Source organism: Microbulbifer guangxiensis (assembly GCF_021729075.1).
GTDB lineage: Bacteria > Pseudomonadota > Gammaproteobacteria > Pseudomonadales > Cellvibrionaceae > Microbulbifer > Microbulbifer guangxiensis.
Genome location: NZ_JAJSAQ010000004.1, coordinates 38354 through 65327, shown reverse-complemented (window position 1 = coordinate 65327; position 26974 = coordinate 38354). Strand labels below are relative to the sequence as shown.

The window sequence follows — 26974 nt, the reverse complement described above, 5'->3', positions numbered from 1 at the left end:
CATCGGGCGGGCCTAGGATGCAGGGTCTCACCATAACGATAAGTCCAGGGAGAAGATGATGAGTCTATCCAACAAGCGCTTCCGGCCAGCCCTGCTGTCCGCAGCGATCGCAGCGTCCGTTACCTCTGTTGGTGTTTTCGCGCAGGAAGCACAGGAAGGGGCGAAGTCGCTGGAAGAAGTAACCGTAACCGGCTTCCGTAAGAGTGTGATGGACTCCATCGACACCAAGCGCGATGCCAAGGCCGTTGTTGAGGCCATCTCTGCCGAAGATATCGGCAAGCTGCCCGATTCCTCCATTGCTGAGTCCATTGCCCGCCTGCCCGGTCTGGCTGCCCAGCGCCTGGACGGCCGTGCGAGCCGCGTTTCCATCCGTGGTTTCGGTGAAAACGAGAGTGCCACCACCTTTAATGGCCGCGAGCAGGTTTCCATCAGCGACAACCGCGGTGTGGAGTTTGACCTGTATCCGTCCGAGATCATGAGCGGCGTAACTGTCTACAAGACGCCGACCGCCAGCATCGAAGCAGAAGGCATTGCCGGTGTGATCGACATGCAGACCGTCAAGCCGCTGGAGCGCGGTGAGCGTGTCATCAAGGTGAACTCCCAGTACGAGATGACCAGCTTCGACAAGCTGAATCCCGATGGTGAGGACCAGGGTCACCGCGCCACCGTTTCCTACATCGACCAGTTCGCCGAGGACACCATTGGTGTGGCATTTGCCTTCAACACCATGAGCTCCCCGAACCAGGAAGAGCGCTGGAACTCCTGGGGTTACCCCGAGTTCACCGGCCCTGATGGCAACAACTACTCCATCCTCGGCGGTGCCAAGCCGTTCGTTCGCTCCTCTGTACTGGATCGCGACAGCGTGATGCTGGTGGTTGAAGCGCAGCCGAACGACAAACTGAACATGACCTTCGATGCCCTTTACGTAGACTTCTCCGACGAGAAGATCCTGCGCGGTATCGAGATCCCGTTTGCCTGGGGCCAGGGCTCCATCAGCCCGGATAGTGCCACCGTGGATCCGTCCAGCGGCTTCATCACCGGTGCCACCACCGAAGGCCAGCGCGTAGTGGTCCGTAACGACCTGGAAACCCGCGCCGCTGAGCTGAACAACTTCGGCTTCAACACCAAGTACGATTTCTCTGACACCCTGCAGCTCGAACTCGACGTCAGCCACTCTGCAGTAGAGCGCGATATCTGGAGCTTCGAAAGCTACGCCGGTACCGGCCGCGGCGACAGCGCCGGTATCGCGGACGACATCAGCTACACCTTCGACGGCGGCAACACTGGTGCCAAGTTCGACCACAACCTGGACTACAGCGATTTCAGCCTGATCCAGCTCGGCGGCCCGCTGACCTGGGGCTGGAGTGCTGCTCTGAACGACAGCCTCGGCATCACCGGCACTCCGCTGGAGAACACAGGGCAGGACGGCTTCCTGAATACTCCGGAAATCGACGATGAGCTGACCTCCCTGAAACTGGCCGCTACCCAGATGGTAGAAGTCGGTATCGTCAACGAAGTTTCCTACGGCGTTTCCTACCGCGACCGCGAGAAGACCAAGAAGTCTGAGGGTTACTTCATGACCCTGAGCAACTTCCCGGGGATGCTGGAAGTGCCGGAGCAGTACCGTCTCGGCTCTGCCTCCCTGGACTTCATCGGCATGGGTGACATGATCGCCTATGACGCCGCTGCGATGCTGAAAGACGGCTACTACAGCCTGCTGGCCGAGTCCCTGACCAATACCAGCCACCTGACCAAGTCCTGGTCTGTGAGCGAGGCGGTCACTGCTGCGTTTGCCCAGGCGAGCTTTGAAACCGATGTCGCCGGTTACGCGCTGACCGGTAACGCCGGTATGCGCTACGTGTACACCGAGCAGCAGTCCCAGGGTGCCGCGGGCCAGATCATTGACGGCCTGGTAGTGACCTCCCCGACCGACATTACTCACGACTACAGCCACTTCCTGCCGAGCCTGAACCTGGCGCTGGCCATCGACGAGCAGCAGACTGTTCGCTTCGGTGCTGCCAAAACCATCTCCCGTGCCCGTATGGATGAGATGAACGCCTCTATTCTGGTCGACTACTTCGGCGGTGGTGACAACCCCCGTCCGGACGAGAATGGCAACTTCTGGAGCATCAGCGGCGGTAACCCCGAGCTGGAGCCGAAGGAAGCCATTGGTGTAGACCTTTCCTACGAGAACTACTTCAGCGAAGAGGGTTACTTCTCTGCTGCGCTGTTCTGGAAGGATCTCAGCAACTGGCACTTCGACGACAACTACATTGTCGACCTGGCAGGTGTAGCTGACCCGGAAACCGGTATCGTGCCGGAGAACACCACTGCGACTGCCTACGGCAAGATCAATGCGGGTGGCGGCACTCTGCAGGGCTACGAGCTGTCTGTAGTACTGCCGTTCAACATGTTCTCCGAGAGCCTCGACGGCTTCGGCCTGCTGGCCAGCCACACCGGCCTGGAAACAGACATTCAGGACCAGAATGGCAACGACTACCAGCTGCCGGGCCTGTCTCAGAGCATCCAGACCCTGACCGCCTACTACGAGAACTACGGTTTCTCTGCCCGTGCCAGCATGCGTAAGCGTGATGACTTCAAGGGCGAGGTTTACGGTGTAGGTTTCAACACCCAGCAGGTTGACGTGGTTGGTGAGACCATCGTTGATGTGCAGCTGGGCTACGACTTCGGTGATGCCGGAATCAGTGGCCTGGAAGGTCTGTCTGTTTACCTGCAGGGTCAGAACCTGACCGACGAGCCTTTCACTACCCTGAGTGGTGACAACGCTCTGCAGGTTCGCGACTACCAGAGCTATGGCAGCATCTACCTGCTGGGCTTCAGCTACGAGCTGTAAACCCGGTAGTTAGGCACTAAGCCAGGCAAAGCCCCTGTAATCGCACAATTACAGGGGCTTTTTTGTATATGGATCTTTTTGATTTGCTAGCTGCGCTACCTAAGGCGGTGAGAATTCGCTAGCCTTGGGCAGTTAAGCCAATTTTTCTCCGGTGGTAATCGTGGACAACCGTGTTATCAAGAATCTCGTCATCCTGGGTGGAGGTACTGCCGGCTGGATGACGGCAGCGCTGATGGTGAAGGTGCTGGGTAAGGGCATCGGCATTACGTTGGTGGAGTCGGACAAGATCGGAACCGTAGGTGTCGGAGAGGCCACCATTCCACCGATCATCAACTTCAACCAGGCACTGGGCCTGAACGAGAAGGAATTCCTCAAAGCCACGAAGGGCACTATCAAGCTGGGCATACAGTTCGAGAACTGGTTCCAGCAAGGCGACAGCTACATGCACGCCTTCGGGAATATCGGCAAAAATTTCCCCTTCTGTGATTTTCATCATTTTTGGGTGAAGAGCCGCCAGAGCGGTGGTACATCAAGCTTCTGGGAATACTCGCTGAACTATCAGGCCGCAATGCACAACCGGTTTGCGCCCCTGGCCCAGATCAAGGGGACGAACCTGCCGGGAATTTCCTACGCCTATCACTTCGATGCAGGCCTCTATGCCCAATACCTGCGCCAGTACAGCGAGAGTAAGGGCGTAAAGAGAATTGAGGGCACTGTTGATCAAGTCAATGTGAACCCGGAGAGCGGATTCGTCGAAAGCCTGCAGCTGGATGACGGTATTGAGGTTCACGGCGACCTGTTCGTGGACTGCACGGGTATGGCGGCGCTACTCATCCAGAAAACCCTGGGCGCAGGTTTTGAAGACTGGTCCCACTGGCTGCAGTGTGATCGTGCCCAGGCCGTCCCCAGTGCTGCCGTTAAGCCGGTTGTCCCCTATACCCGCTCCATAGCACATGCTGCAGGCTGGCAGTGGCGTATTCCATTGCAACACCGAACAGGTAACGGGATTGTCTATTCCAGCCGACACTGGAATGACGAGCAGGCTCGCGACGTTCTCATGGCAAACCTCGATGGTGAGGCACTGGCCGAGCCGAAATTGATTTCTTTTCGCACCGGTCGCCGCCGTGAGGCGTGGAAGAAAAATGTGGTGGCCATCGGGCTCTCCAGCGGCTTCCTCGAGCCTCTGGAGTCCACCAGTATCCATCTGATCCAGTCAGCCGCGACTCGCCTGATCAAGTCCTTTCCGCACCGCGGGATCAAGCACACCGAAGTGGCAGAGTTCAACCGGCAAACCCAGGTCGAGTTTGAGCGTATCCGGGACTTCATCATTCTTCATTACAAGGCCAACAAGCGAAGCGACAGCAATTTCTGGCGTGAATGTGCGACCATGCGTGTGCCGGACAGCCTTCAGGAGAAAATAGAATTGTTCCGTTCCACCGGTAAGGTCTTCCGGGACTTTGATGATCTTTTCACCGAGGTGGCGTGGCAGCAGGTCATGATCGGGCAGGGGATTATGCCTGAGGACTATCACACGATCGCCGACTCACTGTCTGAGACCCAAATGGCTGACCTCCTGGAAAGCCTGAAAACCCTCGTCGATGGCACAGTGAAAAGCCTTCCGGATCACGAGCAGTTTTTCAGCTGACACCAGAGATTGGTGGCTGTCACGCAATTATCTTCATTCTTTGCCGGACTGCGAATTAGTGGAAGTAAAAGGCTGGTTCAATCGGTCGGTTACCACAATAAGGAAATAATAAATGAAAACAAACGTGTCGTTTGGCTGGGCAGGGGTGATGGCCGGCCTTTCACTGGTGCTTTGCTGTATCTCATTGGGGGCGCAGGCTCAGCAGGCACCCTCTGATGCTTTTGCTGCATTGCCCCAGTACACGTCTGTGAAATTATCCCCGGATGGGCAGTCAGTGGCATTCCAGATCTGGGCAGAGGATCAACCGGTGTTGATCGTCCAAAACCTGACGCCCGGGCGTAAGGCGAAGCCCAGGCTGAATCCCATTGCCCTGGGCGATGTGAAGATTAATGACTTTCAATGGGCAAACAATGAGCGACTGATCCTTACGGTCCGCACCACTGAAAAAAAAGGGATTGACCTCTGGAACGTAAACCGGCTTGTCAGTATCGATAAGAGCGGTAAGGATCCGGTCGTCTTCAAGATGGAACCAAACAGGGATGGCTATTTTCGTCAGGATGTGCGGGTTGTCAGCCTGCTCAAAGATGACCCAAAGCATATCCTCGTCGAGCTGGATGATGTGGAATTCGGCTGGGCCAAACCTGACGTTCACCGTGTGAATGTCTACAGCGGCAAGAAGCGGCGGGCGCTGCGCAACGTCAAGCACGCCTACAAGTGGATAGCAGATGAGAATGGCGTGGTCCGGGTTGGGATCAAATATGAAAACCATATGGACCAGCGGGATGTCAGTGTCTTTCATCGCACCTCAGAGGGTGAAGACTGGGAGACCATCCAGAAGGTCGATTTTCACGATGCCCAGCGCCTGATTCCGGTGCGCTTTGCCTCAGATGACCCGAACATCCTGCTCGTTGAGGGGGAGGATGCGACCGGCAAGCCCCAGCTGCAGCGCTATGACCTGGCGTTGAAAAAGATTGTGGGCGCGCATGAGAATGAAAGGGAGCAAAAAGTTCTCGCGATTCTCGATCAACTCCTCAGCGAGGAGAAAATCGAGCTGGTTTCCAGCAGTGCGTCCTACCAGATCCATATGGCCAGGGCGTATTCCGACCAGGTTGCCCCAAAGTATTATCTGCTCAATCTGGAAGAAAAGACCATTGACCAGTTTGCGCTGCAATACCCGGAGCTCGATGGTGTTGCACTGGCGCCAATGCAGGCGATTGAGTACCGTGCCCGGGACGGCTATAGGATCCCGGCATTCCTGACCACCCCCGTGGGCATCGAAGCCAAAAAACTACCGCTGATCGTCTATCCCCATGGAGGGCCATGGGCGCACGACGAGTGGGGCTTTGATAACTACGTGCAGTTCTTTGCCAATCGCGGCTACGCGGTCCTTCAGCCCCAGTACCGCGGTTCCACTGGTAACGGGAGGGAACACCAGGAAGCGGGGCACCGTCAGTGGGGGCGGTTGATCCAGGATGATATCGACGATGGTGTCAGGGAACTCGTGAAGTCCGGCGTCGCAGACCCGGAGCGCGTATGTATTGTGGGCGCAAGTTTTGGTGGCTACGCAGCTGCGATGGGGGCCATCAAAACGCCTGAGCTGTATCGCTGCGCCGTGAGCATCAATGGCGTCATGAACCTGGAGCAATACATTGCTGACCTGCGCGACCTCCTCTTCAGCGCCCAGAACCTAAGGCTGGTAAAGCCGGAGGGGGATGTTGAAAAGGATTCTCCATGGCATCGCGCTGCCGAACTCGAAATCCCGCTGCTGCTACTCGCAGGCACCAAGGACAGCGTGGTCCCCTACCGCCATAGTCGGGATATGTTTGAAAAACTGCAGGCGGAGAAGAAGCCTGTAAGACTGGTCTCGCTCGAGGGAGCCGAGCATTGGCGTACCGACCCACAGCACGAGCGAATGATTTTCGCGGCGCTGGATGAGTTCCTTGCAGAACACCTGTCCTCTGCAGGGCATTGAGTCCTGATCGCCGGCAACGAAAGCCCCCGGTAAGAGTATCTGATGGCCCGTGACATGCTGCTCACCGTGATGCTCGGCCCATTGCTCCTCATTCAGGGGCAGTGGGTGCGCAGGCGTACGCCACGGCTGCCGGAGCCGGATGGTGCCCGGCAGGGGCGGTGTGGCACAGGACCGTGGTTGCGGATCCTGGTACTGGGAGATTCGGCTGCGGCAGGCGTTGGTGCGGCGAATCAGTCTGAGGCTCTGCTTGGCCAGGTGGTCGGGGCCCTGTCGGGAGAGTTCCGGCTCGACTGGTCGCTGGTAGCGCGCACGGGTGCGACGACCGCTGAAACCATTGAAACGGTCAGGCAGATGCCGAGCGGGGTGTTCGACGTGGTGATCACCTCGCTGGGGGTCAACGATGCGACCCGTGGTGTGCAGCCCGCGAGGTGGAGTTTGCAGCAGGGTGAGTTGCGCCGCCTGCTGCGCGAACGCTTCAGCGCCCGCCTCATCGTCTGTTCCGGCCTGCCGCCGGTGCACAGCTTCCCCGCCCTGCCCCAGCCGCTGCGCTGGTATCTTGGGCGCAGGGCGACGCGCTTTGACCAGATCCTGAGGGGCGATACCAGGGGCGAGGCCAATGCCGAGTTTCTGAGCCTGCGATTTTCTGATGACCGCGCATTGATGGCCACCGACGGGTTCCATCCCGGCCCGGGGATCTACCGGGAGTGGGGACGGAGAGTGGCCGAACTGGTTCGTGAAAACTTCAACGTGGAGGGCGGCTAGGCTCTGGCGGTATGACGTGTGCCAGAGCCCTCCCGCCGACGCAGCGCGCTGTCCTGATCTACTGCCCCTGCTTGGGCATTTCCTCCAGTGCTGCCTTCAACTCCCGTAGCTTCTCCTTCACCCGGGCTGCATTTTCCGGACCGATGCGGATCATCAGCTTGTGCACCCCGGGCAGTTTCTCCATTTGCGGATCGGCGAACTTGAAATAGACCGACGGCCGTACCAGCTGGATAGGCTGATCAGCGTCCGGTGCGGCCAGGGCGACATCGATGGCCTTCAGGAATACCTGATGGAAATTCTTGTCGCGCATGCCGAGTTCGCCAAAAGCCTCTGACAGGCGGGGATACCAGAACTGATAAAGCTTGATGGCCTTGTCGGTATCCGCCATGGCGAACAGCCGCACAGGCACGTCGTAGCGCTGGTAATTCTCCTCGGACAGGACCATACCGGTGGGGCCTTCCTCGGAAATCATGAGGTCACCGGGAGGATTATTGTAGGGCCGGTTCTTGGCCATCATCTCGCCGCTGGAGGCGGCATTCACGGCGGCGACCCACTTGCGCACCACTTCATCTGACACGATCCAGCGGCCGAGGGCGCCATCGGGGGCGAGGCTCAGCAGGTCACCGCGAGCAGTCTGGTCGCTTTGGTTGAGCGGGGGGAGCTCCCGTTGCGGTTCCGGCGCCGGTGCGGGCTCGGGAACGGGTTCCGGTTGAGGCTCCGGCTCCAGGTCCACTTCAGGGGCGGGTTCGGGAGTTGGCTCGGTAACGGGCGCAGGTGGCGGCGTTGGTTCCGGTGAACCCCGCAAGAGGAAATAGGCGCCGGCCGCGATGGCGGCGACAATGATCAATCCCAGAATCCAACCCCTGCTCGACTGGTGCTCCGACATTCCTCATTTCCTCCGCTTTGTGTGGTCAGTTGCAGCGTGGTTCCAATAACGATAGCTCGGTCTAAGCATGCGCCAGAGGGCCGCTCGATTGCGGTACTGTGGAGCACAGCGTTGCGAAGATCATGAGGATTTGAAAATATTTTTACAAGCTGATTGGCCCGGACGACCGGGGTGGGGCGCCCGTGTTCGGCCTGCGGACACTCAAGGGGAGACTTCCTCTGCGGCAAACAGCCACTCGAGCGCTGCCTTCAGCTCCGCTCGCCAGAAGCCTTCGGTGTGCTCTCCCTGCGGCGCCAGACGGTGGAGGATACTGGCCTGCTGGGTCTCCTTGAGCAGGGCATGCATGTCCCGGAAGTCTGACACCATATCGTCGCCTTCCCGACCGCCGGCCAGCAGGTAGAGGCGGCTATCGACCGGCAGAGGCTGGCGGGCCTCCTGGAAGAAGCCGGGGGCAATCCAGTAGGCGGGGGAGAAGATGCCGGCCCGGCTGAACACTTCCGGATACCGGCTGATGGCCACGTGGGACATCAGGCCACCGAGGGAGCTACCCATAATGGCGGTGTGATCGCGACCGGGCAGGGTCCGGTATTCACGATCGATCCTGGGCTTGAGTTGCCGCACCAGGAACTCCAGGTACGCATCACCCTCGCCCGGCCCGTATTCCTGGTGGTCGAACGGCTTCAGCTCATTGATGCGGGCTTCGCCACCGTGATCGATGCCCACCACGATCAGGGCGAGCCCCCGCTCCTCCCGCAGTTCAGAGAGGGTCTCATCCACGCCCCACTCACCGGCATAGGCAGTGGCGTCATCGAACAGGTTCTGGCCGTCGTGCATATAGAGCACGGGGTAGCGCCGTTCCGTGGTGGCGTAGTCTGCGGGCAGGTAAATCCGCACCACCCGCTGTCGCTGCAGCTGCTCCATCCAGACTGGCGGCAGCACCTGCACATTGGTGCTGGCGGTGGTGCCGGCATGCGTAATAGCGCCGGCCAACAGGAGCAGGGGCAGGCACACAAGCAGTGTCGGAAGCGCGAACAGGCGGTTCGGGCGGCGCATGGCAGGGCTCTCCGGATTGCAGGGATGACATGGTACCCCCATGGGAGAGCTGGCTCCTACGCCCCGCTTCGGGGGGGATGCAGTCACCTCTCCGATGGCTACAGTAGGCTGGAGATTTTCCGGTCGTAGCCAGACCTGCTGCCTGCGACCGCAATGATTGAGAGAGCGGAACCCATAATGAGAAAACTGACCAGCCTCTGCGCCGGCCTGCTGCTGGCCGCCAGTCACAGCCTCCCCGCGGTATCGGCGGAAAGCAAAGCCGAAACCCCGGCTTTCTGGCGCAATGCGACCGTCTACTTCATGCTTCCGGACCGCTTTGCCAATGGCAACCCGGACAACGACCTGTCTTATGGCCGCGAGGACGATGCGGATCCCCTGCGCGGCTTCATGGGGGGTGACCTGCGCGGCGTGATCGACAAGCTCGAGGCCGGTTACTTCAATGACCTCGGCGTCGACGCCCTGTGGATGTCGCCGGTCTATGAGCAGATCCAGGGCGCCACCGATGAGGGTACCGGCCGTACCTATGCCTATCACGGTTACTGGCCGAGGGACTGGACGGCGGTGGACCGCAACTTTGGCACCGAGGCCGAGCTGGCCGAGCTGATCGAGAAAGCGCGCAGTCGCGGCATTCGGGTGTTGCTGGATATCGTTATCAACCACACCGGCCCGGTCACCGAGCAGGACCCGCTGGCACCGCTGTCGTGGGTGCGCCCCGATCCGGTCTGCGACTGGACCGGCTTTGCCGGCACCGTGAGCTGTACCCTGGTCGACAACCTTCCGGACATCCGTACCGAGAGCGAGGAGCCGGTGGCGCTGCCGCCGCAGTTGCTGGAAAAATGGCAGCGGGAAGGGCGGCTCGAACAGGAGCTGGCGGAGCTGGACGCCTTCTTCGCGCGCACCGGTTACCCGCGCGCGCCAAAGTACTACCTGGTGAAATGGGCCACCGACTGGGTGCGGGATTACGGCGTGACCGGCTTTCGGGTCGATACCACCAAACATGTGGAGCCCGAGGTCTGGGCGGTGCTGAAGAAGGAAGCCAGCCAGGCGCTGGCGCAGTGGCGGGCACAAAACCCGCAGGAGAAACTCGACGATAGCGAGTTCTTCATGGTGGGCGAAGTCTATGGCTTCGGTGCCAACGACTTCGGCGTGACCCGTGGCCGCGATTATGATTTCGGTGATCGCAAGGTGGACTTCTACGATTATGGCTTCGACAGCCTGATCAACTTCGATTTCTCCCAGCGTGCCGGACAAGACTGGGAGCGCCTGTTCTCCACTTACTCGGAAAACCTGAACGCCGGTCCGCTCGATGGTGTGGGGGTCCTCAATTACCTGACTTCCCACGACGATATGAATTCCTTCGACCGCGAGCGCAAGCGCGCCCGCGAAGCGGCGACCAAGTTGATGCTCGCCCCGGGGGCCGTGCAGATCTATTACGGTGACGAACTGGCGCGACCGCTGGATATTGCCGAAGCCAAGGGGGATGCCCAGCTGCGCAGCGCCATGAACTGGGAAGACCTGGAAAAACCGGAAACCCGCAAACTGCTGGCACACTGGCAGAAACTGGGTCAGTTCCGGCAGGCGCATCCCGCGGTGGGTGCCGGTCAGCACCGTATGATCGCAGAAACGCCCTATACCTTTGCGCGGACACTCGAGGGTGAGAGCCCGGTGGTAGTGGCGCTGAAGGTGCCGAGAGGACCAAAGACCGTTCAGGTCAGCGATGTCTTCGAGGACGGTGCGATGCTCCGGGATTACTATTCCGGCCAGACCGTCAAGGTGCAAGACGGCAGGGTGCAACTCAATACCGGCTTTGAGCTGGTACTGCTGGCCCCGGAAAAGAAGCGCGGTTGATACCGCGCTCCCCGTCCTGAGTTGGCGGCGGTCAGTGGGCGGCCGCCAGCTTCTCCTCTTTCTCTTGTGACCGGCTATCAGCCACGCCCTCGGTGCTGGTGAATTCGTTACACACCATCACGTCGACTTCCAGTCCGCCAATCACCCGCTTGGCGGTATTGCCCCGCAACAGCGAGCCGGTCTCGCCATACTGGTTCAGGGTGCCCATCAGCACCAGGTCGGCATCGATCTCCCGCGCCACTTTGGACACCACCTCGTTGGTGTAACCGCGCATCACATGGATACGCTCCGTTGGCACACTGGTCTTGCGGGCCAGCTTGGCCAGGGCGCCGCGGTCCGGATACAGCATCGAGTCCAGGTAGGCATTGACCAGGTGCAAATCGGCCCCGTAGCAGGCGGCGATATAGCGCGCGCGCTCGGTGATCTGGCGATTCAGCTGCCGCTGTCTGTCGGTCTTGGCCTGGTAATTCACCGTCGCCAGTACCACTTTGCGCTGCGCCTTGGCGCCGGGACGGATCAGGACCACCGGGCAGCGCGCCTGCTTCAGTACCTGCCATTTGGATTCGGCAAAGGTGAAGCGGCGGCTGGTCTTGGCATGTACCGGCAGATAGATCATTTCCGCATTGCAGCGACGCGACTCCTGGATGATTGCGCCCTGCCAGTCGCTGGACCAGCAGACCTGGATTTCACACTCGAGCCCGGCCCCGGCCACCGGTTGGCGGATCTCCTCCCGGAACCAGGACTCATCCCGGAACAGGTGGTCATTGACCGCGCGGGTATCCACCGCCTCACCATCGACGGCGACAAACACCAGCAGGCGCGGCTGCGGATTGCGCAATTTACCGATGGTCAGCGCGCGCTCCAGCGCCACGTGGCGCTCATCATTGGGATCGACGACGACGAAGATCGTGGGTTGCTGTTGCATGTTTCCTCCTGGTGAAACGGCAGAAAATAAAAATTGTCCGGCGTGATGCCAGCCGGCAGCGCGGTCCTCCGGTGCGGTGCCATTGTGTACCGCACTCGTGACAGCTATAGGTTCATTCTGCCGCACCGGATGGGGGCGATCTTGACAGAAATCAATGGCAAGCGGTTGTGCCTGGCCCCGATTGGGCGGATGTTCTTGAAAGGATTTGGATAACGGCGGCAACCACGGTCCGCCCGCATGGCGGGAGAGACAATAGTGGGTGCTTTTCTGCGCCAATCTTGGTGCCCGTCGCGGACTCTTAAGTTTGCCTTAATTTGCCCCCCGTAGACTGCCAGTATCCCTTCCAGACGAGGTTGAGCCATGTCACTGGAATCCTGTCAGTACGCTGGAACCGTCGAGCCGACTGGGCATTCCCGTCCCCTTCTGGCGCCGCCATTGTTTGATCTTCTGACGCCAAACAGCATTGGCCGGCCCGCGGTCGAGCGTTATATCGCCGACAAGTTTGTCGCGACTTACGGTGCCCGCATCCGGCATTTCCTTCCCTGCCTGCTGGCCCTTCGTGGGGCTGACGGGCCGCGTGCAGCCCTGGGGCTCCGCCGCGCGGAAGGGGATTCCCTGTTTCTGGAACAGTACCTGGATGAGCCGATCGAGCAGCGCCTCGCGGGGATCGTCTCGCACCCGGTCGAGCGCAACGAGGTGGTGGAGATCGGCAATCTCGTCGCCACCAGTCGCGGTGGCAGCCTGTACCTGTTCCTGATGCTGGCTCAACTGTTTCACGCCGCCGGACTCACCTGGGCAATCTTCACTGCCACCCCGGAAGTGCAGCACCTCCTGCAAAAGCTCGCCCGGACGCCACTGGCACTCTGTGAGGCCGACGGCCAGCGGCTGGGCCGTGCCCTGTCGGAGTGGGGAAGCTATTACAAAACCCGGCCGGTGGTCACGGCGATCAATGTACCGGCAGAGCGCGCGCGGCTTATGCGGATACCGACAGTCAGGGCAATGCTCGAAGCCTACACGGCAGAGGCACAATGCCTCGCCGGGACTCTGCTGGAGGCTCAGACATGGAGTTGATCGCGAAGTCGCTGCTCCAGCAGCTACAACAGCAGTCCAGTGATGCCCCGGCACTGGAAGGCTCTGTACTGCACCTGACGTTCGGCCAGTTGCGGCAGCGTGTCGATCGGATGGCAGCACAGCTGCGGGCATTGTCCCTGTCTGTGATCGGCCTGCAGGCAGACAATGGTCCCCAATGGCTTATTGCCGACCTGGCCTGTCAGCAGGTGGGGGTGGTGTTGGTGCCCCTCCCGGTTTTTTTCTCTGCCGGCCAGCTGTCGCACACCATTGCCGCAAGCGGCATGCAGGCGATCCTTGCCGACGACTGTGAGCGCTTCACGTTCCTGCCGGAGACCGGGCAGGCAAAGACCTATATCGATGACCTGGCTCTGATAGAGATTCCTGGCGCACAGTCGGTAGCGCTTCCGGCCGAGACCGCCAAGGTGACATTTACCTCGGGTTCCACGGGCGCGCCGCGCGGCGTCTGTCTTGCCAATGAAACGCAGCTCGCGACGGCGGCCGCACTGGCAAGGGAGCTGCAATTCCTGGGCTGTCGGCGCCACTTGTGTGTGTTGCCGCTGGCGACCCTGCTCGAGAATGTCGCCGGTGCCTATACCTGCTGGCTGCTCGGCGGTCTGGTAATTGCGCCCGGGCTCGACAGTCTCGGGCTGACCGGCAGCTCGCAGCTGGATATGGCCCGCCTGTGCGGCAGTATCGAGCACCATCGCCCCGACAGCCTCATCCTGCTGCCGCAGATGCTCAAACAGTTGGTGGCAGCGGTCGAGCGCGGCTGGGAACCGCCGGACTCGCTGAAATTCATCGCCGTGGGTGGCGGCAAGGTCGCCGCGGACCTGCTGCTCCGTGCGCGCCATCTCGGCCTGCCAGTTTTCGAGGGCTATGGGCTCTCCGAGTGTGGCTCTGTGGTGGCACTGAACCTGCCCGGCTCCGACCGGCCGGGAGCGGCGGGCCGGCCACTGCCGCACTGCGCTATCTCCGTCAGCGACGGCGAAGTGCTGGTGCGTGGGCCGCGCTACCTTGGCTACCTTGGAGAGCCGGCAGAGGCCGATGAGTGGCTTCCGACCGGCGATCTGGGAACGATCGATGAAGAAGGTTTCCTGTACATCACCGGGCGCCGCAAGAACATCCTGATCAGTTCCTTTGGCCGCAATATCTCCCCCGAGTGGATCGAGAGCGAAGTACTGCTTTCACCGGCTATTGCCCAGTGCGTGGTGGTCGGCGATGACCGCCCTAACTGCAGCGCATTGATTTCCCCCTTGCCCGGCACGGACGGTGCCGCCATCGATGATTGGCTGGTCCGGGTCAATCAAAGGCTGCCTGATTACGCGAAGCTGCGAGAGTGGCGGCCGTTGCCCGAGCCCCTCACATTTCCGGGAGGACTGCTAACCGCAAACGGACGACCGCGCAGAAGTGAAATTGCCAACACCTACGCAGACCTGATCGATTCCATGTACGAAACAGCGAGAGTTTCATGATGAATTTTTTTGACCAGCTTCAGGAGCAAACACAGGGTGCCCGGCAGGGACTGCTCGACGTACCGTTGATTCAGCGCGGAGCCCGTGGTGACCTGACGCGGGGTGAATACATTGCCTTTCTCAGCCAGGCCTACCATCACGTCAAGCACACGGTGCCGTTGCTGATGGCCTGTGGCAGTCGCCTGACGGATCAGCAGGAATGGCTGCGCGAGGCGATCGCTGAATATATCGAGGAAGAAACGGGGCATCAGGAGTGGATCCTCAATGACATCGCTGCCTGCGGTGGCGACGCGGAGGCAGTGCGCCGGAGTCGGCCTAACCTGTCGACCGAGCTGATGGTTGCCTATGCCTACGACACGATCGCGCGGGGGAATCCGCTCGGCTTCTTCGGCATGGTGCATGTGTTGGAAGGCACCAGTATCCAGCTGGCAGACACCGCGGCCGGTGCCATCGCCCAGTCGCTGCAACTGCCAGAAAAAGCATTCAGCTACCTGCGTTCTCACGGCGCACTGGATATCGGTCATGTGGAATTTTTCAAAGGCCTGATGAACCGCATCACTGAGCCCACAGACCAGCAGGCCATCGTTCACAGTGCCCGGGTCATTTACAGGCTCTACGGCGATATTTTCCGGGAAGTTGAACGCCAGGCGGCAAAGCCCCGGGCAGAGGTGGCCTGAGATGAGCACAAGGCAACAATGCCGCACTGTATTGCTGACTGGTGCCAGTGGCGGCCTCGGGCATGCCATTGCCCGTCTTCTGGCGGAGCAGGGGGACCGGCTGCTACTTCAGGGGCGCAACGCCGACCGACTGGAGCAGCTGCGGTGCTCCCTCGCTAATCCCGGGCGACACCGGGTACTGGCGGCCGACCTGCTGGAGAGCGCCGGCCGGCGGGAACTGGTGCAAATGTGCCGTGGGGAATCGGGGCTCGATGTGCTGATCAACAACGCCGGTATTTCCCGCTTTGCCCTGTTGGGTGACCTGGACGATCGGGAGCTCGCCGATATCCTGCATACCAACCTGCTGGTGCCGATGGCGCTGACCCGCGATCTCCTCCCATTGCTGCAACAAAGCCCTGCGGCAGCTGTGATCAATATCGGCTCCACTTTCGGTCATATCGGTCACCCGGGCTTCACGGCCTACAGCGCCAGCAAGGCAGGGCTGTTCGGATTTACCGAAGCACTGCGGCGGGAGTGCGCTGACGGCGGTGTGCGTGTGCACTATCTCGCGCCAAGGGCGGTGGATACGGAACTGAACACACCCGCAGTTCGCGCCCTGAACCGGGCACTGCGCAATAAAGCCGATACGCCGGCGGTCGTTGCCCTGCAGTGCTCGAACCTGCTTCACAAAGCCTCAGGCCAGCGCCGCTTTATCGGTTGGCCGGAGCGCTTTTTCATCAAAATCAACGCACTGTTTCCCGGCCTGGTGGACAGTGCCCTGTCGAAGAAACTGCCCGTCATCCGACGGTACGCCAAGCAAGGCGAACTACCTGGAGAAGCGCTATGAAAACAACATCACTCGGCCGGCTGGCTGCTGCCATGCTGGCGTTGCTCCTCGCTCCGCAGCTCTGGGCAGCGGACGCATCACAGACGGTACAGGAGCTGCAGCACGCCTGGGCAAAGATCAAATACCGCACGCCGGAGAAAGAACAGGCAGACAAGTTCCAGCAGCTCGCTGAGCGGGCCCGTGTTGCCACCGGTGAATTCCGTGACAGTGCTCCGGTCTGGGTCTGGAGTGGCATCATCCGCGCTTCCTACGCCGGGGCCAAAGGGGGCCTGGGTGCGCTCTCTGTCGTCAAGGAGGCAAAAGCGGATCTGGAGCACGCCATTGCCATCGATGGCAGTGTCCTCGATGGCGCTGCCTACACCAGCCTGGGGTCGCTCTACTATCAGGTGCCCGGTTGGCCAATCGGCTTTGGCGATGATAAAAAAGCTGCGGAATATCTGCAGAAGGGATTGGCGATCGGAAAAGATGATATCGATGCCAATTACTTCTATGCCGACTACTTGTTCCAGAGCAAAGACTATCAACGTGCGCTGCAATATGTGCAGCGTGCGGAGCATGCACCGCGTGATATTGCTCGGCCAGTGGCCAGCGAGGGGCGGCTGGGTGAGATCAAAAGCCTGAAGGCCAAAATTGAAGGAAAGCTGCATTAGTGCGCATTTTGCTGATCGAGGACGATGAATCACTGGCTGACGGTATTGCCACCGCCCTTCGTCATGAAGCCTATGCGGTCGACCGGGCCGGCACTGGCAGGGAGGGCATTGCGCTGGCGCAGGCAGCCCAACCGGACCTCGTCATTCTCGATCTCGGCCTGCCGGACCTGGACGGTATAGATGTCCTGAAGTCTCTGCGGCAGAAGGGGATTCACTGCACAGTGATGATCCTCACTGCGCGGGATGCGCTGAGGGCCAAGATCCAGGGGCTGGATGCCGGTGCCGATGACTATCTCACCAAACCGTTTGCCGTGGATGAGCTGCTTGCCCGGTTGCGTGCCCTGGAGCGCCGCAGTGGCGTGAGCCGCAGCCCGGATATCCTGATTGGAGATGTCGTCATCAACACAGCCAGTCACGAGGTACTGCTGAATGGTGAAGCGGTGAAACTGTCGCGACGTGAGTTTTCGCTCCTGCGTGCGCTCGCGGAACGCCCTGGGCATATCCTGAGCCGTGAGCAGCTGGAGGACAAACTCTACAGTTGGGGGGAGGAAGTCGCCAGCAATACGGTGGATGTCCATATTCATAACCTGCGCAAGAAAATTTACCCCGAATTCATCCAGACCATTCGCGGCGTCGGCTACAAGCTGGGGCCCGGTCGGTGAGATCGATTCGCGTATTCCTCCTGGTGGCCCTGTTGTCGACGATCACGCTGGTCAATTTTCTTGCTGCATTGCACGGCTACCGGGAGAGTATGGCGGCGGCGCAGCAGCTGCTGGATCGCCAGCTGGCTGCCACTGCAGCGTTGCTGGAAAAACTGCCGCTCCAGCAGGTGCAGTCGGAGCTACCGGCCGATGGCGAAGTTGCCCTGCAACTGTGGGGCGAGGATGGACAGAGCCTGCTGAAATCCGCCAATACCCCGGGCCGGCCGATGGTGCCGCTGGAAGGCGGGTACCGGGAGACCAATTTTGGCAACTACCGCTGGCGGGTCTATACCCATTTTTCCCCCGAGTCAGGACGCTGGATCCAGGTGGCAGAAAGGGCGGACCTGCGTTTTCAGCTGGCGGAGCGGGTGGTGCTCGAGTCGATCCTGCCGACCCTGCTGGCCCTGCCGCTGGCGGCATTGCTGATCTGGCTGGTGATCGGACGCGGCCTGTCCAGCCTGCGCGAACTGGCGAACGCGCTGCGAGAAAAACGCGCCGAGGACCTGGAGCCGCTGCAGGTGTCAGAGCCACCGCAGGAATTGCAGCCGGTCATTCGCTCTACCAATGCGCTTCTGGAACGACTCGGGGCTTCCTTCGAGCGGGAGCGCCGCTTCTCCGCCGATGCAGCCCACGAACTGCGGACACCCATCAGCGCCATTCAGGTTCACCTGCACAACCTGGAACGGGAGCTGCAGGATGCAGGCCTGGCCGATCGGTCCGGCTCACTGGGCAAGCTGCGGCTCAGTGTCACGCGTATGGTCGATCTGGTTGAGCAAATGCTGACGCTGTTCAGAACCAATCCGGAGCATTATCCGGCACGGCTGGAACCACTAGATTTGCAGCAACTGGCCCGCGAGGTGATTGCCGAGCGCTACGAACTGTTTTCCGCCAGGCAGCAGAGCATCTCCTTGCAGGGGACTGCTGTGGGTATCCGGGGAGATGTTTTTGCACTGACTGTGATGATCGGCAACCTGTTGAGTAACGCCGGCAAATACACCCCGGAGAGGGGTGAGATTCTGGTGACGACCGCACTGTCTGACAGCCGCGGCTACATTCAGGTAGAAGACTCCGGGCCGGGTATCCCAGCGCAGGAGCGCAGCAAAATTTTCGAACGCTTTTACCGCGTAGGCGGCGATTGCCATGCCAGCCAGGCTGAGGGCAGTGGTCTGGGATTGTCGATCGTTGCTCATATTGCGCGGTTGCACCGGGCAGAGATCCAGTTGAGTGATTCCCGCTTCGACACTGGCCTCTGTGTCCGGATCTTGTTCCCGGCCTCCAGTGGTACCGTTTTGCCTGGAGAAGAGCATGCTTGAAAGGACTGCCTGCCGTCGTCTCGTGCTGCTGTGGATGCTCGCGGCGAGCGTAAAGGCAGTGGCCGCAGACCGGCCGATAGTGGAGCTGGAAATTCGCAACCATCTCTTTCATCCGGCAGAAATCCTGATGCCGGCCCATACGAAAGTAAAGCTGATTGTCTACAACCGCGACCCGACACCGGAGGAGTTCGAGAGTTATGAACTCAATCGGGAAAAAGTCATCATGGGTGGGCAGCGGGCAATTATCTTTATCGGGCCGCTGGCCCCTGGGGAGTATCCGTTTTTTGGTGAGTTCAACCCGAACACCGCCCAGGGCAAGATCATTGTGAAATGAAGTGTGGCACCAGAGCAGCATGTTACTGAATACCGTCATCATTATATTGCGTGAGGTGCTGGAGGCAGCGCTGCTCATCAGTATTCTGTTGGCCATGAGCCGGCGCCTGCGGGTTGATCCGCGGTGGCTTCCGCTATCCCTGCTGCTGGGCGGGGCCGTCGCTGTCCTGGTGGGGACGCAGATGCGCGGTATTTCCGAGTTGCTGGACGGTGTCGGCCAGGAAGTTTTTGATGCCTTCCTGCAGCTTGCCATCTATGTACTGTTGTTGTGTGTGGCGGTGCTGATGATTCGCTCTTATTACAGTCAAAATACAGTGCCGGGGGGCATCGCCGCTGCCATGGGAGCAGCAGTGACACTGGCCGTGATCAGGGAAGGATCGGAAATCTATCTCTTTCTCTCGGCTTTTTCGGCCGACCCGGATCTGCGACCCGGTGTCTTGAGCGGTGCATTCATCGGCGCGGGCATCGGTTTCAGTATCGGCGCACTGTTCTATTACTTTCTGCTGGCATTGCCACGGCGAACCACGCTGGCGGTTGCCTGTGTGCTGATGACTCTGGTCGCAGCAGGCATGTGCATTCAGGCTGCGCAGTTATTGATTCAGGCCGACTGGTTGCCCGCGCAGTCATCACTGTGGGATACGGGCAACTGGCTTCCGGAGGGTTCCGTCAGCGGCCAGCTGCTCTATGCACTGGTCGGTTATGAAGCCAGCCCCTCCCCGGTAGAGGTCGGTGTCTATTTTTCGGCAGCGCTGCTGATGGTGGCACTGTTATTCTGGGCAAGGTACCGGGCTGAGGCCGGTGGCAGGAAAGGGGAGCGAGATCGTGCGGCATCGACGCCCTGAATACAGGGGTCAGACTGTTTTCCTGTCGATCACGCTGCTGCTGGCACCGGGGATCTCTCTGGCCGACGGATTGGTAGTGGACCGGGTCTACGACCCGTACGTGCAACCGCTGGAGACAGAGCTCGAGTGGCGGGCACTGGTGGTTCAGGATGACGATAACCCTGCGCTGGACGGTCTGCAGGTGCACCGGCTCGGGGTCGGTTATGGCTTTACCGACCGCTGGTTTGGCGAGATCTACGTAATCGGTTCCGACGGCGGCGGCGAAGAATTCGGAGTGGAGGCTGTCGAGTTGGAAGCCAAGTGGCAGCTCACCGAGCAGGGGGAATACGCAGCCGACTGGGGCTTGCTGTTTGAGCTTGAAAAGGAAACGGACGGTGATCAGTGGGAGGGCGCGGCAACGCTGCTGGCTCTGCGGGAGTGGGGCCGGTGGGTCGGTACCGCCAATCTCGCGGTCGGTTACGAATGGGGGGATGACATCACCAGCGAGTGGGAGTCGGAATTGCGCCTTCAGGGGCGTTACCGTCTGCAGGAGTCCTTTGAGCCGGCGCTCGAATTCTACGCCGGCGAAGATTATCGGGGGCTGGGTCCAATAGCGCGGGGCAGCCATCGTTTTTCCGATGCCCGCCGCCTGACATGGGAGTTCGGTGTGATTCTGGGCCTGACCGATGAAAGCCCCGAGCAGAGCTGGCGGCTGCTGGTGGAGTATGAGTTCTTCTGATGGCGCAGTTGCAATCAAAAAGGGCGTGAAATCACGCCCTTTTTTGCAATCCGGTAGCTGGAAGCTTAGCGCTTAAGTTTCAGGATATACCCGCTGAGCGGCGCCAGAGCCAGCTGGATTTTGCCCTTGCCTTGGTTCACGACCAGTTCTGCTTCGGCCTTGTCGTCCAGCTGGTCCACAAGGCGATAGCGGCCATCATCCAGTTTCCATGCGCTCAGCAGTTCCGCCGGCACCTGCAGAGCTACTGCCTTCTCTTCGCTGGCAAAGTTAGCGACTACCAGCAGCTGCTCGTTGTCGGACCAGCGGGCAAAGGCGTACTGCTGCTCGCCGTAGCCTTCTCCCTGCTCGAGGTTGATTGCGTGCAGGTCGGCGAATGCGCCGCGCAGAGCCTCACTATCGGTGGAGAAGTTCAGCAGTTGCTGGTAGAAGCTGCGCAGAGCTTTTTCTTCGTCTGTCAGCTGGCCACCGTCGAACTTGCCTTCATTGACCCAGCGGCGCACGGTGGGCACTGACCAGTAGTCGAAGATGGTGGTGCGGCTCGCCTTGCCGAAGCCGGCGTCCTCACTTGCCGGCTCTGCCAGCTCCTGGCCGAAGTAGACCAGTGTCGGCGCAGCAGACAGTGCGGTGGAGACCACCATGCCCGGTTTGCCCATCTCAGCGTTGCCGGCGAATTCCGGGCTGGCGATGCGTTGCTCGTCATGGTTTTCCAGGAAGCGCAGCATATGCGGCGCGATATCGGTCAGGCTTTCCTGAATTTCCACAACCTTGCCGATTTCCCCCTTGCCTTCCATGACTGCGCGCACGGCGTCATAGGTGCCCACCTTGTCGTAGAGGTAATCCATCTTGCCCAGGTGGATGTAATCCTGGTAGCGCTCCGGGGTGTAGATTTCAGCCAGGAGCAGAGTTTCCGGCTTGCGGGCTTTGATCGAGGAATTCAGGTAGCTCCAGAATTCCACCGGCACCATGCCAGCCATGTCGTAGCGAAAGCCGTCGACGCCCATGTCGAGCCAGTAGTGGGTGATATCGCGGAATTTCACCCAGGAGTCCGGTACGTCCTTGTCGGCCCAGAAGGCGGCGTGCTCCTCAAAGCCCTTGTCGGCGAAGCCGGCCGGCAGTTCCGGGAAGTCCTTGCTGTCATCGGGGCGTACACCGAAGTTGATCTTGACGGTTTCATACCAGTCGTTGATGTCCGGCTGTGCTGCGCGGGCGCCATTGCCGGTCCACTTGGCCGGGCTCTCATCGAACTTGCCATCCACCAGCGGGTGATCCTCGCCATTCAGGGGCTGGTAGTCGTCGCTCTCCGGGACCTTGAAGTCTTCGCCCACCACGTAATAAAAATTGTTGTCGCGGGCGTAGGTAACAGTCGTGTCGTCATCGGCACCGAAGTCACGCACACCGTCCGGCTTTTCAAGGGACTCATAAGCGCGGGCCACATGGTTGGGCACAATGTCGATGATCACCTTGAGGCCGGCGTCGTGGCTGCGCTGTATCAGGTCGCGGAACTCCTGCAGGCGCTCGGCCGGGTTCTCTGCGAGATCCGGGTTCACGCTGTAGTAATCCTTGATCGCATAGGGGGAACCGGCGCGGCCCTTGACCACATCCGGGTCATCGTTGCTGATGCCGTATTCGGTGTAGTTGCCGACCAGCGCGTGGTGCAGAGCGCCCGTGTACCAGATATGGGTAGCGCCCAGCTCACGGATCTCCTCCAGAGCCTGCGGCGTGATGTCACTGAACTTGCCGACACCGTTTTCTTCGATGGTGCCCCACGGCTTGTTGGTCGCGTTGGTGTTGCCAAACAGGCGGGTCATCACCTGGTAGATCACCGGCTTTTCTGCCACCAGAGTCACTGCTTCCAGTGCTGCCTGCGGCTGTGCATTCTGCACTTCGGAGGCCGGGCGTTCCTCCTGGCTGCAACCGAGCGCGGAAAGCACAAGGCCCGCAGCAAATAGCGTCTTGAGTTTCATCATGTTTCCTTAGTCATTGTTTGTGAATTGCCCTCTCCCGCGGAGAGGGTAATTTCAGGTTGTCAGTGGTTGACCGTCAGGGTCAGTGGCTGGTCAGACCAGCGGAATTTCACCCGCAGCTGGTTGCTGCGCTTATCCAGCCAGGCGCCCTCGGGGGCGCGTTCGAAATCGCTTTCCCGCTCGAAAATTTTCACGGCCTCGCTGCCGACGCTGACCGCAGAGGGTGCCAGCTCCCAGTTGTGGATGTTGAGGCTGATGGAGCGCTCTGCGGGCTCGCCCTCGTAACCGCCGCCGTCACGATCAAACTCGAAACGGATGCCGTCGGCATCGCGCTTGGCAGTGAACTGAAGCCTCGTGTAGCGATCCCGTTTGAACGCGTCGACCGTCTTGCCGTCATCCTCGTAAACATAGCTACTGGACCGCACTGCGGTGGGGTGGGCGTAGTAATCCAGGGTCAGTTGCTGGCTGGAGTAATCGCGGGTGGTGGTGATGTCATCGATGGTCGGAATAAAGGCGCCGGCACGCACCAGCACCGGTATGGTTTCCAGCTCCACGTTGACGGTTGCCTCAGTACCGCGGTGCGGTTCATCGGTCCAGTAATCGAACCAGACCCCGCCCGGAAGTTTGACCTTGACCTGATCTGTATCGGCATCGGTAACCGGCGCCACCAGGAAATCACTGCCCCACAGGTAGGCGTCCTTGTAGTCGATCAGATCCGTATTGCTCTCATCCATGAAAAACAGCGGGCGCATCAGTGGCAGGCCGGTCTGGCTGTTCTCGAATGCCAGCGTGTAGTTGTAGGGCAGCAGCCGGTAGCGCAGTTTGACGAACTCGCGGGTGATATCGCGGGTTTTGCGGTCGTGGAACACGGGCTCGGAGGGAATGTGGTCCTGCGCATGCGGGCGGTAAACCGGCTGGAAGACCCCGTACTGCAGCCAGCGGATATACAGCTCGCGGTCGAATTCCTCACCGCCGGCAAAGCCGCCCAGGTCAGAGTGGGTGTAGCCGAAACCCAGCAGGCTCATCTGCAGTGCCAGTTCCACCTGCGGCTTGAGGCCGCCCCACTCGCGGGATACATCGCCGGTCCAGGGGATCATGCCGTAGCGCTGCGACCCCGGGAAGCCGGCCCGCATCATGATGAACGGTCGCCGCTGCGGGTATTGCGCTGTCTGCCTGTCATAGAGCAACTGAGCCCAGGTATGGCCATAGGCATTGTGGATTTCGTCGGCCATGCCGATTTCATGCACGGTGTCGGAGGGGTGGACTTCTGGCTCGCCCAGGTCGCCCCACCAGCCACCGACTCCCTGTTGCAGCAGGTCGTCATAGATACTCCAGAACCAGTCCCCGGCCTCCTCGGAGAAGACATCAACCAGGCCGGTATTACCGAAGTAAAAGTCGAAGCGCTTGGGTTCACCGGCCAGGTCTTTGGCCAGCACATTGTTGGCCACGGCCTCGTCCCAGCGTTTGGAGGAGGTGAGAATGAAAGGCTCGGTCACCAGGATGGTGTTGATGCCGCGCTCCCTGAAATCCGCCATCATTTTTTGCGGTTGCGGGAAAGTGTTGCGGTCCCAGTCCAGGTTGCCCATATGCCCCTTGATATCGGGGCCGAACCAGTAGAGGTCGAGCACCACCGCATCCAGGGGGAAATCCTCCTCCGCAAACTTGTCCACGGTTGCCCGCACTTCCTCTTCACTGCGGTAGCCAAAACGGGAAGCAAAGTTGCCCAGTGCCCAGCGCGGCGGCAGCGGCTGCCTGCCGGTGACGTCGACATAGTTTTCGATCAGCTGCGGGTAGGTCTGCCCCGCGACCACGATGTAGGCGGTGCGCCCGGCCATGGCCTCGAACTGCAGCAGATCCTCGCGGCTGGCCCCCAGGTCCATATGGCCGGTGGCGCTGTTGTCGAACAGCAACACGTACTTGTTGCTGCTCATCACCGCCGGCAGGCTGAAGTACATCTGCTCGGATTCGGTGGTGTAGCCGTAATGGGCGCGATTGTAGAGCGGCAGTCGCTTGCCGCGACGGTCCATGCCCAGCACCCGCTGGCCACCGCCGATCAACTTCTCATCTTTCTCGAGAGTGAAACGGAAGCCGCGGATGGTTTCGGTGGCGAAGAAGCCGCTCTCCTCGCGCAGGAGCGGCTTTTCGTCCCGGTAGTAATGGATGGCGAAGGGGGACTTTTGGATGACTGCAGTGAGTCCCTCCAGCTCGTAAATCAGCTGCTCCGGAGTGTCCTGCAGCTGTGAATCGACATCTGCCCGATTATCTGGCGCAATGGCAAAGGAGGGCAGCTGCTTGATGCCCTCGCGCTGATAATGCACCTCGATGGAGGCATCGTTCAGTGGGGTGAGGGTTACCCGGGCGTCACTCAGTTCGAGATTGAGGACGTCGCCGTCCAGGGAGTGTGCAACATAGTCGCGGGCCAGTGCACTTTGGATAACGCCGGTACCTAGCAGGCCGATCAGTGCACATGAGCGCAATAGAAGTCTGGCTGTCATCATTGCCTCTTATGATTGTCCCCTCTCGTGGGGATTTCTTTATTGATCTGTGGGTGTGGCGCCGGATCGGGAAGCGATTCGGCGCTCAGGAATATTCCCGGGTTACTGCAGTTCCAGCACCATGACGCCGCGGGCAGGAATCGTCAGGTCGTCGGCAGCATACTGTTTGCCGCTGAGTACGTCGGTGGCCGACTTTTTCCCGTCCAGCATTTCGGCAAAGTGGCCGGCCGGGATCGCAAAAGGCTCCTCCCCCTTGTTCATTGCCACCATCACGGTCTTTTCTTCGTTGTAACGAAAATAGACATAAGTGTCATTCAGCGGTGCGAAGTGCATCAGTTTACCGTGGTGGATGACCGGATTGCGCTTGCGCCAGTTAAACAGTTTGCGGGTAATGGATTGGGCTTCCAGCTGGGCGTCACTCAGGCCCCTGCCAGTGAAGCCATTCGCCCTGTCTCCCTGCCAGCCGCCGGGGAAATCGCTACGCACGACGCCATCGTCACGCTGCTTGGGACTTTCGAACAGCAGCTCATCGCCATAGAAAAACTGCGGGATACCGCGCATGGTGGCGATATAGGCGATCGCCATGCGGTAAAGGTCCAGGTCCCTGTCGAGCTGGCTGTACAGACGGCTGGTATCGTGGTTGCCGGCAAAAATCACCAGCCGGTTGGGGTTCGGGTATTCGAAGTCATGGGCCAGGCCCTCGTAGAGGGTGATCAGGCCGCTGTTCCAGCTTTCACTGTCCGCCAAACCCTCACGCAGGGCATAGTGCAGAGGGAAGTCCATCATGCTCTTCAGGCGCCCGCCGCTCACGACTTCGCCCTCGCCCAGCTGCCAGTGGGAAACCAGTGCGGGGCTGCGGGTCCACTCCTCACCAACGATGTTGAAATTGGGATACTCGCGCTGGATGCGGGAGGCCCACTGCTGAAGGAATTGCGGATCGGAGTAGGCATAGGTATCCGCGCGTATGCCGCTCAGGCCAGCGTATTCGATCCACCACAATGTATTCTGGATCAGGTAGTTGGCCACCAGCGGGTGCCGCTGGTTCATGTCCGGCATGGAGTCCACGAACCACCCATCGAGGAACCCGCGCTTGTCCACTTCGCTCGCATAGGGATCAACGGGGGTGAAGCGACTGTGATTGGTGATGCCGAATTCGCCTTTGTTGATGCCGTCGCCGTTCAACCAGTCGCTGTCGGGCAGGTCACGCATCCACCAGTGGCCACTGCCGATATGGTTCAGTACTACGTCCTGAATCACGCCCAAACCCCTGGCATCGGCGGCAGCAACAAAGTTGCGGAAGTCTTCGTTGGAGCCGAAACGGGGATCGATACGGTAGTGGTCGGTTGCCGAATAGCCGTGGTAGGAGTAGTCGGGCTGGTCGTTCTCTACCAGCGGGTTGGGCCAGATGGCGGTGAAGCCCATGCCCGCAATGTAGTCCAGGTGCTGCCGCATGCCGGCGATGTCGCCTCCGTGACGGCCGCCGGGATACTGCCGGTCGGGGCCTTCCTGGGTGTCGTCGCTGCGGTCGTTGCCCGGATTTCCATTGGCAAACCGGTCCGGGGTGATGAGGTAGATGGCATCACGGCTGTCGAAACCGCGGCGGGAAGCCGAGTCGGCGCCGCGTTGGCGCAGGGTGTACTCGAACTGGAAGCGCGTTTTACCCTGCTCTTTCAGGGCGATATTGAAAGTGCCCGGGGCGGTGTCGGGAGCGATATTGAGGTTGATGAACAGGTAGTTGGGGCTTTCCACCGTTTCGGTACCCAGTACCGTGACACCCTGGAATGCCGCTTCAGGTTCGAGCTGCGAGATGTCCGGCCCATACACCAGCAGCTGCAGCTTCTGGTCGGCCATACCCGCCCACCAGAAGGGCGGTTCCACTCGCTCGGGTTCACTGGCGGCACGGGTTGTGGTCGCGCCTGAAAGGCAGGCCACAACCACTGCCAGTAAGTAAAGCTGCCGCATGATGG

Annotated in this window: 21 protein-coding genes; 15 read left to right on the top strand and 6 right to left on the bottom strand. The window is 60.2% G+C overall.

Annotation, left to right across the window (positions count from 1 at the left end; translation table 11 throughout):
- Positions 1–58 precede the first annotated feature (58 nt).
- From LVD12_RS09845 to LVD12_RS09830, 4 genes are all read left to right on the top strand, one after another.
- The gene (locus LVD12_RS09845; protein ID WP_237067542.1) at positions 59–2854 is read left to right on the top strand and encodes a TonB-dependent receptor; all 2796 of its coding nucleotides are present in this window, start codon (positions 59–61) and stop codon (positions 2852–2854) included.
- A 160-nt stretch (positions 2855–3014) separates the two neighbouring features.
- Complete coding sequence (locus tag LVD12_RS09840; protein ID WP_237067541.1) at positions 3015–4499, top strand: tryptophan halogenase family protein; 1485 nt, start codon at positions 3015–3017, stop codon at positions 4497–4499.
- A 112-nt stretch (positions 4500–4611) separates the two neighbouring features.
- Positions 4612–6471 carry an alpha/beta hydrolase family protein gene (locus tag LVD12_RS09835; protein ID WP_237067540.1) on the top strand — a complete coding sequence of 620 codons (1860 nt, stop codon included), beginning with the start codon at positions 4612–4614 and terminating at the stop codon, positions 6469–6471.
- Positions 6472–6513: 42 nt separating this feature from the next.
- Positions 6514–7233, top strand: a complete 720-nt coding sequence (locus LVD12_RS09830) for an SGNH/GDSL hydrolase family protein (protein ID WP_237067539.1) — start codon at positions 6514–6516, stop codon at positions 7231–7233.
- Between the two features lie 58 nt (positions 7234–7291).
- Here LVD12_RS09830 and LVD12_RS09825 read toward each other — a convergent pair whose 3' ends face one another.
- Positions 7292–8119, bottom strand: coding sequence for a DUF3014 domain-containing protein (locus LVD12_RS09825; protein WP_237067538.1), 828 nt, complete (start codon positions 8117–8119; stop codon positions 7292–7294).
- Between the two features lie 201 nt (positions 8120–8320).
- The gene (locus LVD12_RS09820; protein WP_237067537.1) at positions 8321–9172 is read right to left on the bottom strand and encodes an alpha/beta hydrolase; all 852 of its coding nucleotides are present in this window, start codon (positions 9170–9172) and stop codon (positions 8321–8323) included.
- Positions 9173–9349: 177 nt separating this feature from the next.
- On the opposite strand from LVD12_RS09820, the gene LVD12_RS09815 reads away from it, so the two are divergent.
- Positions 9350–11020 carry an alpha-amylase family glycosyl hydrolase gene (locus LVD12_RS09815; protein WP_237067536.1) on the top strand — a complete coding sequence of 557 codons (1671 nt, stop codon included), beginning with the start codon at positions 9350–9352 and terminating at the stop codon, positions 11018–11020.
- Positions 11021–11051: 31 nt separating this feature from the next.
- On the opposite strand, the gene LVD12_RS09810 is transcribed toward LVD12_RS09815, so the two are convergent.
- Positions 11052–11945, bottom strand: coding sequence for a universal stress protein (locus tag LVD12_RS09810; protein WP_237067535.1), 894 nt, complete (start codon positions 11943–11945; stop codon positions 11052–11054).
- Between the two features lie 435 nt (positions 11946–12380).
- Here LVD12_RS09810 and LVD12_RS09805 point away from each other — a divergent pair, with 435 nt between their 5' ends.
- From LVD12_RS09805 to LVD12_RS09760, 10 genes are read left to right on the top strand one after another with little or no spacing between them, the layout of a single operon-like run.
- Entirely contained in the window at positions 12381–13016 is a 636-nt protein-coding gene (locus LVD12_RS09805; RefSeq protein ID WP_237067534.1) for a thermostable hemolysin, read from the top strand.
- Positions 13007–14488: an AMP-binding protein gene (locus LVD12_RS09800; protein ID WP_237067533.1), complete on the top strand. Its 1482-nt coding sequence runs from the start codon at positions 13007–13009 to the stop codon at positions 14486–14488. Before LVD12_RS09805 ends, LVD12_RS09800 begins: the two co-directional genes overlap by 10 nt.
- On the top strand, positions 14485–15165 hold the full coding sequence (locus LVD12_RS09795) for an iron-containing redox enzyme family protein (RefSeq protein ID WP_369413378.1): 681 nt from the start codon (positions 14485–14487) through the stop codon (positions 15163–15165). The genes LVD12_RS09800 and LVD12_RS09795 overlap by 4 nt, the downstream gene beginning before the upstream one ends.
- Before the next feature lies 1 nt (position 15166).
- Complete coding sequence (locus tag LVD12_RS09790) at positions 15167–15991, top strand: SDR family oxidoreductase (protein ID WP_237067532.1); 825 nt, start codon at positions 15167–15169, stop codon at positions 15989–15991.
- Positions 15988–16641 (top strand): tetratricopeptide repeat protein, encoded by a 654-nt coding sequence (locus LVD12_RS09785; RefSeq protein ID WP_237067531.1) that lies wholly within the window; start codon positions 15988–15990, stop codon positions 16639–16641. The genes LVD12_RS09790 and LVD12_RS09785 overlap by 4 nt, the downstream gene beginning before the upstream one ends.
- Entirely contained in the window at positions 16641–17303 is a 663-nt protein-coding gene (locus tag LVD12_RS09780) for a response regulator (RefSeq protein WP_237067530.1), read from the top strand. Before LVD12_RS09785 ends, LVD12_RS09780 begins: the two co-directional genes overlap by 1 nt.
- Positions 17300–18655 carry a sensor histidine kinase gene (locus LVD12_RS09775; protein WP_237067529.1) on the top strand — a complete coding sequence of 452 codons (1356 nt, stop codon included), beginning with the start codon at positions 17300–17302 and terminating at the stop codon, positions 18653–18655. Before LVD12_RS09780 ends, LVD12_RS09775 begins: the two co-directional genes overlap by 4 nt.
- A complete protein-coding gene (locus tag LVD12_RS09770; protein WP_255771813.1) occupies positions 18648–18989 on the top strand; it encodes a cupredoxin domain-containing protein in 342 nt (113 codons plus the stop codon). Before LVD12_RS09775 ends, LVD12_RS09770 begins: the two co-directional genes overlap by 8 nt.
- A gap of 19 nt (positions 18990–19008) precedes the next feature.
- Positions 19009–19830 carry an FTR1 family iron permease gene (locus tag LVD12_RS09765; protein ID WP_237067528.1) on the top strand — a complete coding sequence of 274 codons (822 nt, stop codon included), beginning with the start codon at positions 19009–19011 and terminating at the stop codon, positions 19828–19830.
- The gene (locus tag LVD12_RS09760) at positions 19811–20548 is read left to right on the top strand and encodes a hypothetical protein (RefSeq protein ID WP_237067527.1); all 738 of its coding nucleotides are present in this window, start codon (positions 19811–19813) and stop codon (positions 20546–20548) included. Before LVD12_RS09765 ends, LVD12_RS09760 begins: the two co-directional genes overlap by 20 nt.
- A 65-nt stretch (positions 20549–20613) precedes the next feature.
- Here LVD12_RS09760 and LVD12_RS09755 read toward each other — a convergent pair whose 3' ends face one another.
- The 3 genes from LVD12_RS09755 to LVD12_RS09745 form a co-directional block, all read right to left on the bottom strand.
- Positions 20614–22512 carry an alpha-amylase family glycosyl hydrolase gene (locus LVD12_RS09755; RefSeq protein WP_369413377.1) on the bottom strand — a complete coding sequence of 633 codons (1899 nt, stop codon included), beginning with the start codon at positions 22510–22512 and terminating at the stop codon, positions 20614–20616.
- 62 nt (positions 22513–22574) lie between these two features.
- A complete protein-coding gene (locus LVD12_RS09750; protein ID WP_237067525.1) occupies positions 22575–25007 on the bottom strand; it encodes a glycoside hydrolase family 31 protein in 2433 nt (810 codons plus the stop codon).
- Positions 25008–25109: 102 nt separating this feature from the next.
- Positions 25110–26969, bottom strand: coding sequence for a glycoside hydrolase family 13 protein (locus tag LVD12_RS09745; RefSeq protein ID WP_237067524.1), 1860 nt, complete (start codon positions 26967–26969; stop codon positions 25110–25112).
- Positions 26970–26974 lie beyond the last annotated feature (5 nt).

Bases quoted from the DNA above. Each gene is read 5' to 3' on its own strand.
- LVD12_RS09810 (WP_237067535.1), bottom strand. From the start codon at position 11,945: ATGCAACAGCAACCCACGATCTTCGTCGTCGTCGATCCCAATGATGAG.
- LVD12_RS09845 (WP_237067542.1), top strand. From the start codon at position 59: ATGAGTCTATCCAACAAGCGCTTCCGGCCAGCCCTGCTGTCCGCAGCG.
- LVD12_RS09790 (WP_237067532.1), top strand. From the start codon at position 15,167: ATGAGCACAAGGCAACAATGCCGCACTGTATTGCTGACTGGTGCCAGT.
- LVD12_RS09785 (WP_237067531.1), top strand. From the start codon at position 15,988: ATGAAAACAACATCACTCGGCCGGCTGGCTGCTGCCATGCTGGCGTTG.
- LVD12_RS09830 (WP_237067539.1), top strand. From the start codon at position 6,514: ATGGCCCGTGACATGCTGCTCACCGTGATGCTCGGCCCATTGCTCCTC.
- LVD12_RS09825 (WP_237067538.1), bottom strand. From the start codon at position 8,119: ATGTCGGAGCACCAGTCGAGCAGGGGTTGGATTCTGGGATTGATCATT.
- LVD12_RS09755 (WP_369413377.1), bottom strand. From the start codon at position 22,512: ATGAAACTCAAGACGCTATTTGCTGCGGGCCTTGTGCTTTCCGCGCTC.
- LVD12_RS09800 (WP_237067533.1), top strand. From the start codon at position 13,007: ATGGAGTTGATCGCGAAGTCGCTGCTCCAGCAGCTACAACAGCAGTCC.
- LVD12_RS09820 (WP_237067537.1), bottom strand. From the start codon at position 9,172: ATGCGCCGCCCGAACCGCCTGTTCGCGCTTCCGACACTGCTTGTGTGC.
- LVD12_RS09835 (WP_237067540.1), top strand. From the start codon at position 4,612: ATGAAAACAAACGTGTCGTTTGGCTGGGCAGGGGTGATGGCCGGCCTT.
- LVD12_RS09815 (WP_237067536.1), top strand. From the start codon at position 9,350: ATGAGAAAACTGACCAGCCTCTGCGCCGGCCTGCTGCTGGCCGCCAGT.
- LVD12_RS09795 (WP_369413378.1), top strand. From the start codon at position 14,485: ATGATGAATTTTTTTGACCAGCTTCAGGAGCAAACACAGGGTGCCCGG.
- LVD12_RS09765 (WP_237067528.1), top strand. From the start codon at position 19,009: ATGTTACTGAATACCGTCATCATTATATTGCGTGAGGTGCTGGAGGCA.
- LVD12_RS09770 (WP_255771813.1), top strand. From the start codon at position 18,648: ATGCTTGAAAGGACTGCCTGCCGTCGTCTCGTGCTGCTGTGGATGCTC.
- LVD12_RS09745 (WP_237067524.1), bottom strand. From the start codon at position 26,969: ATGCGGCAGCTTTACTTACTGGCAGTGGTTGTGGCCTGCCTTTCAGGC.
- LVD12_RS09750 (WP_237067525.1), bottom strand. From the start codon at position 25,007: ATGACAGCCAGACTTCTATTGCGCTCATGTGCACTGATCGGCCTGCTA.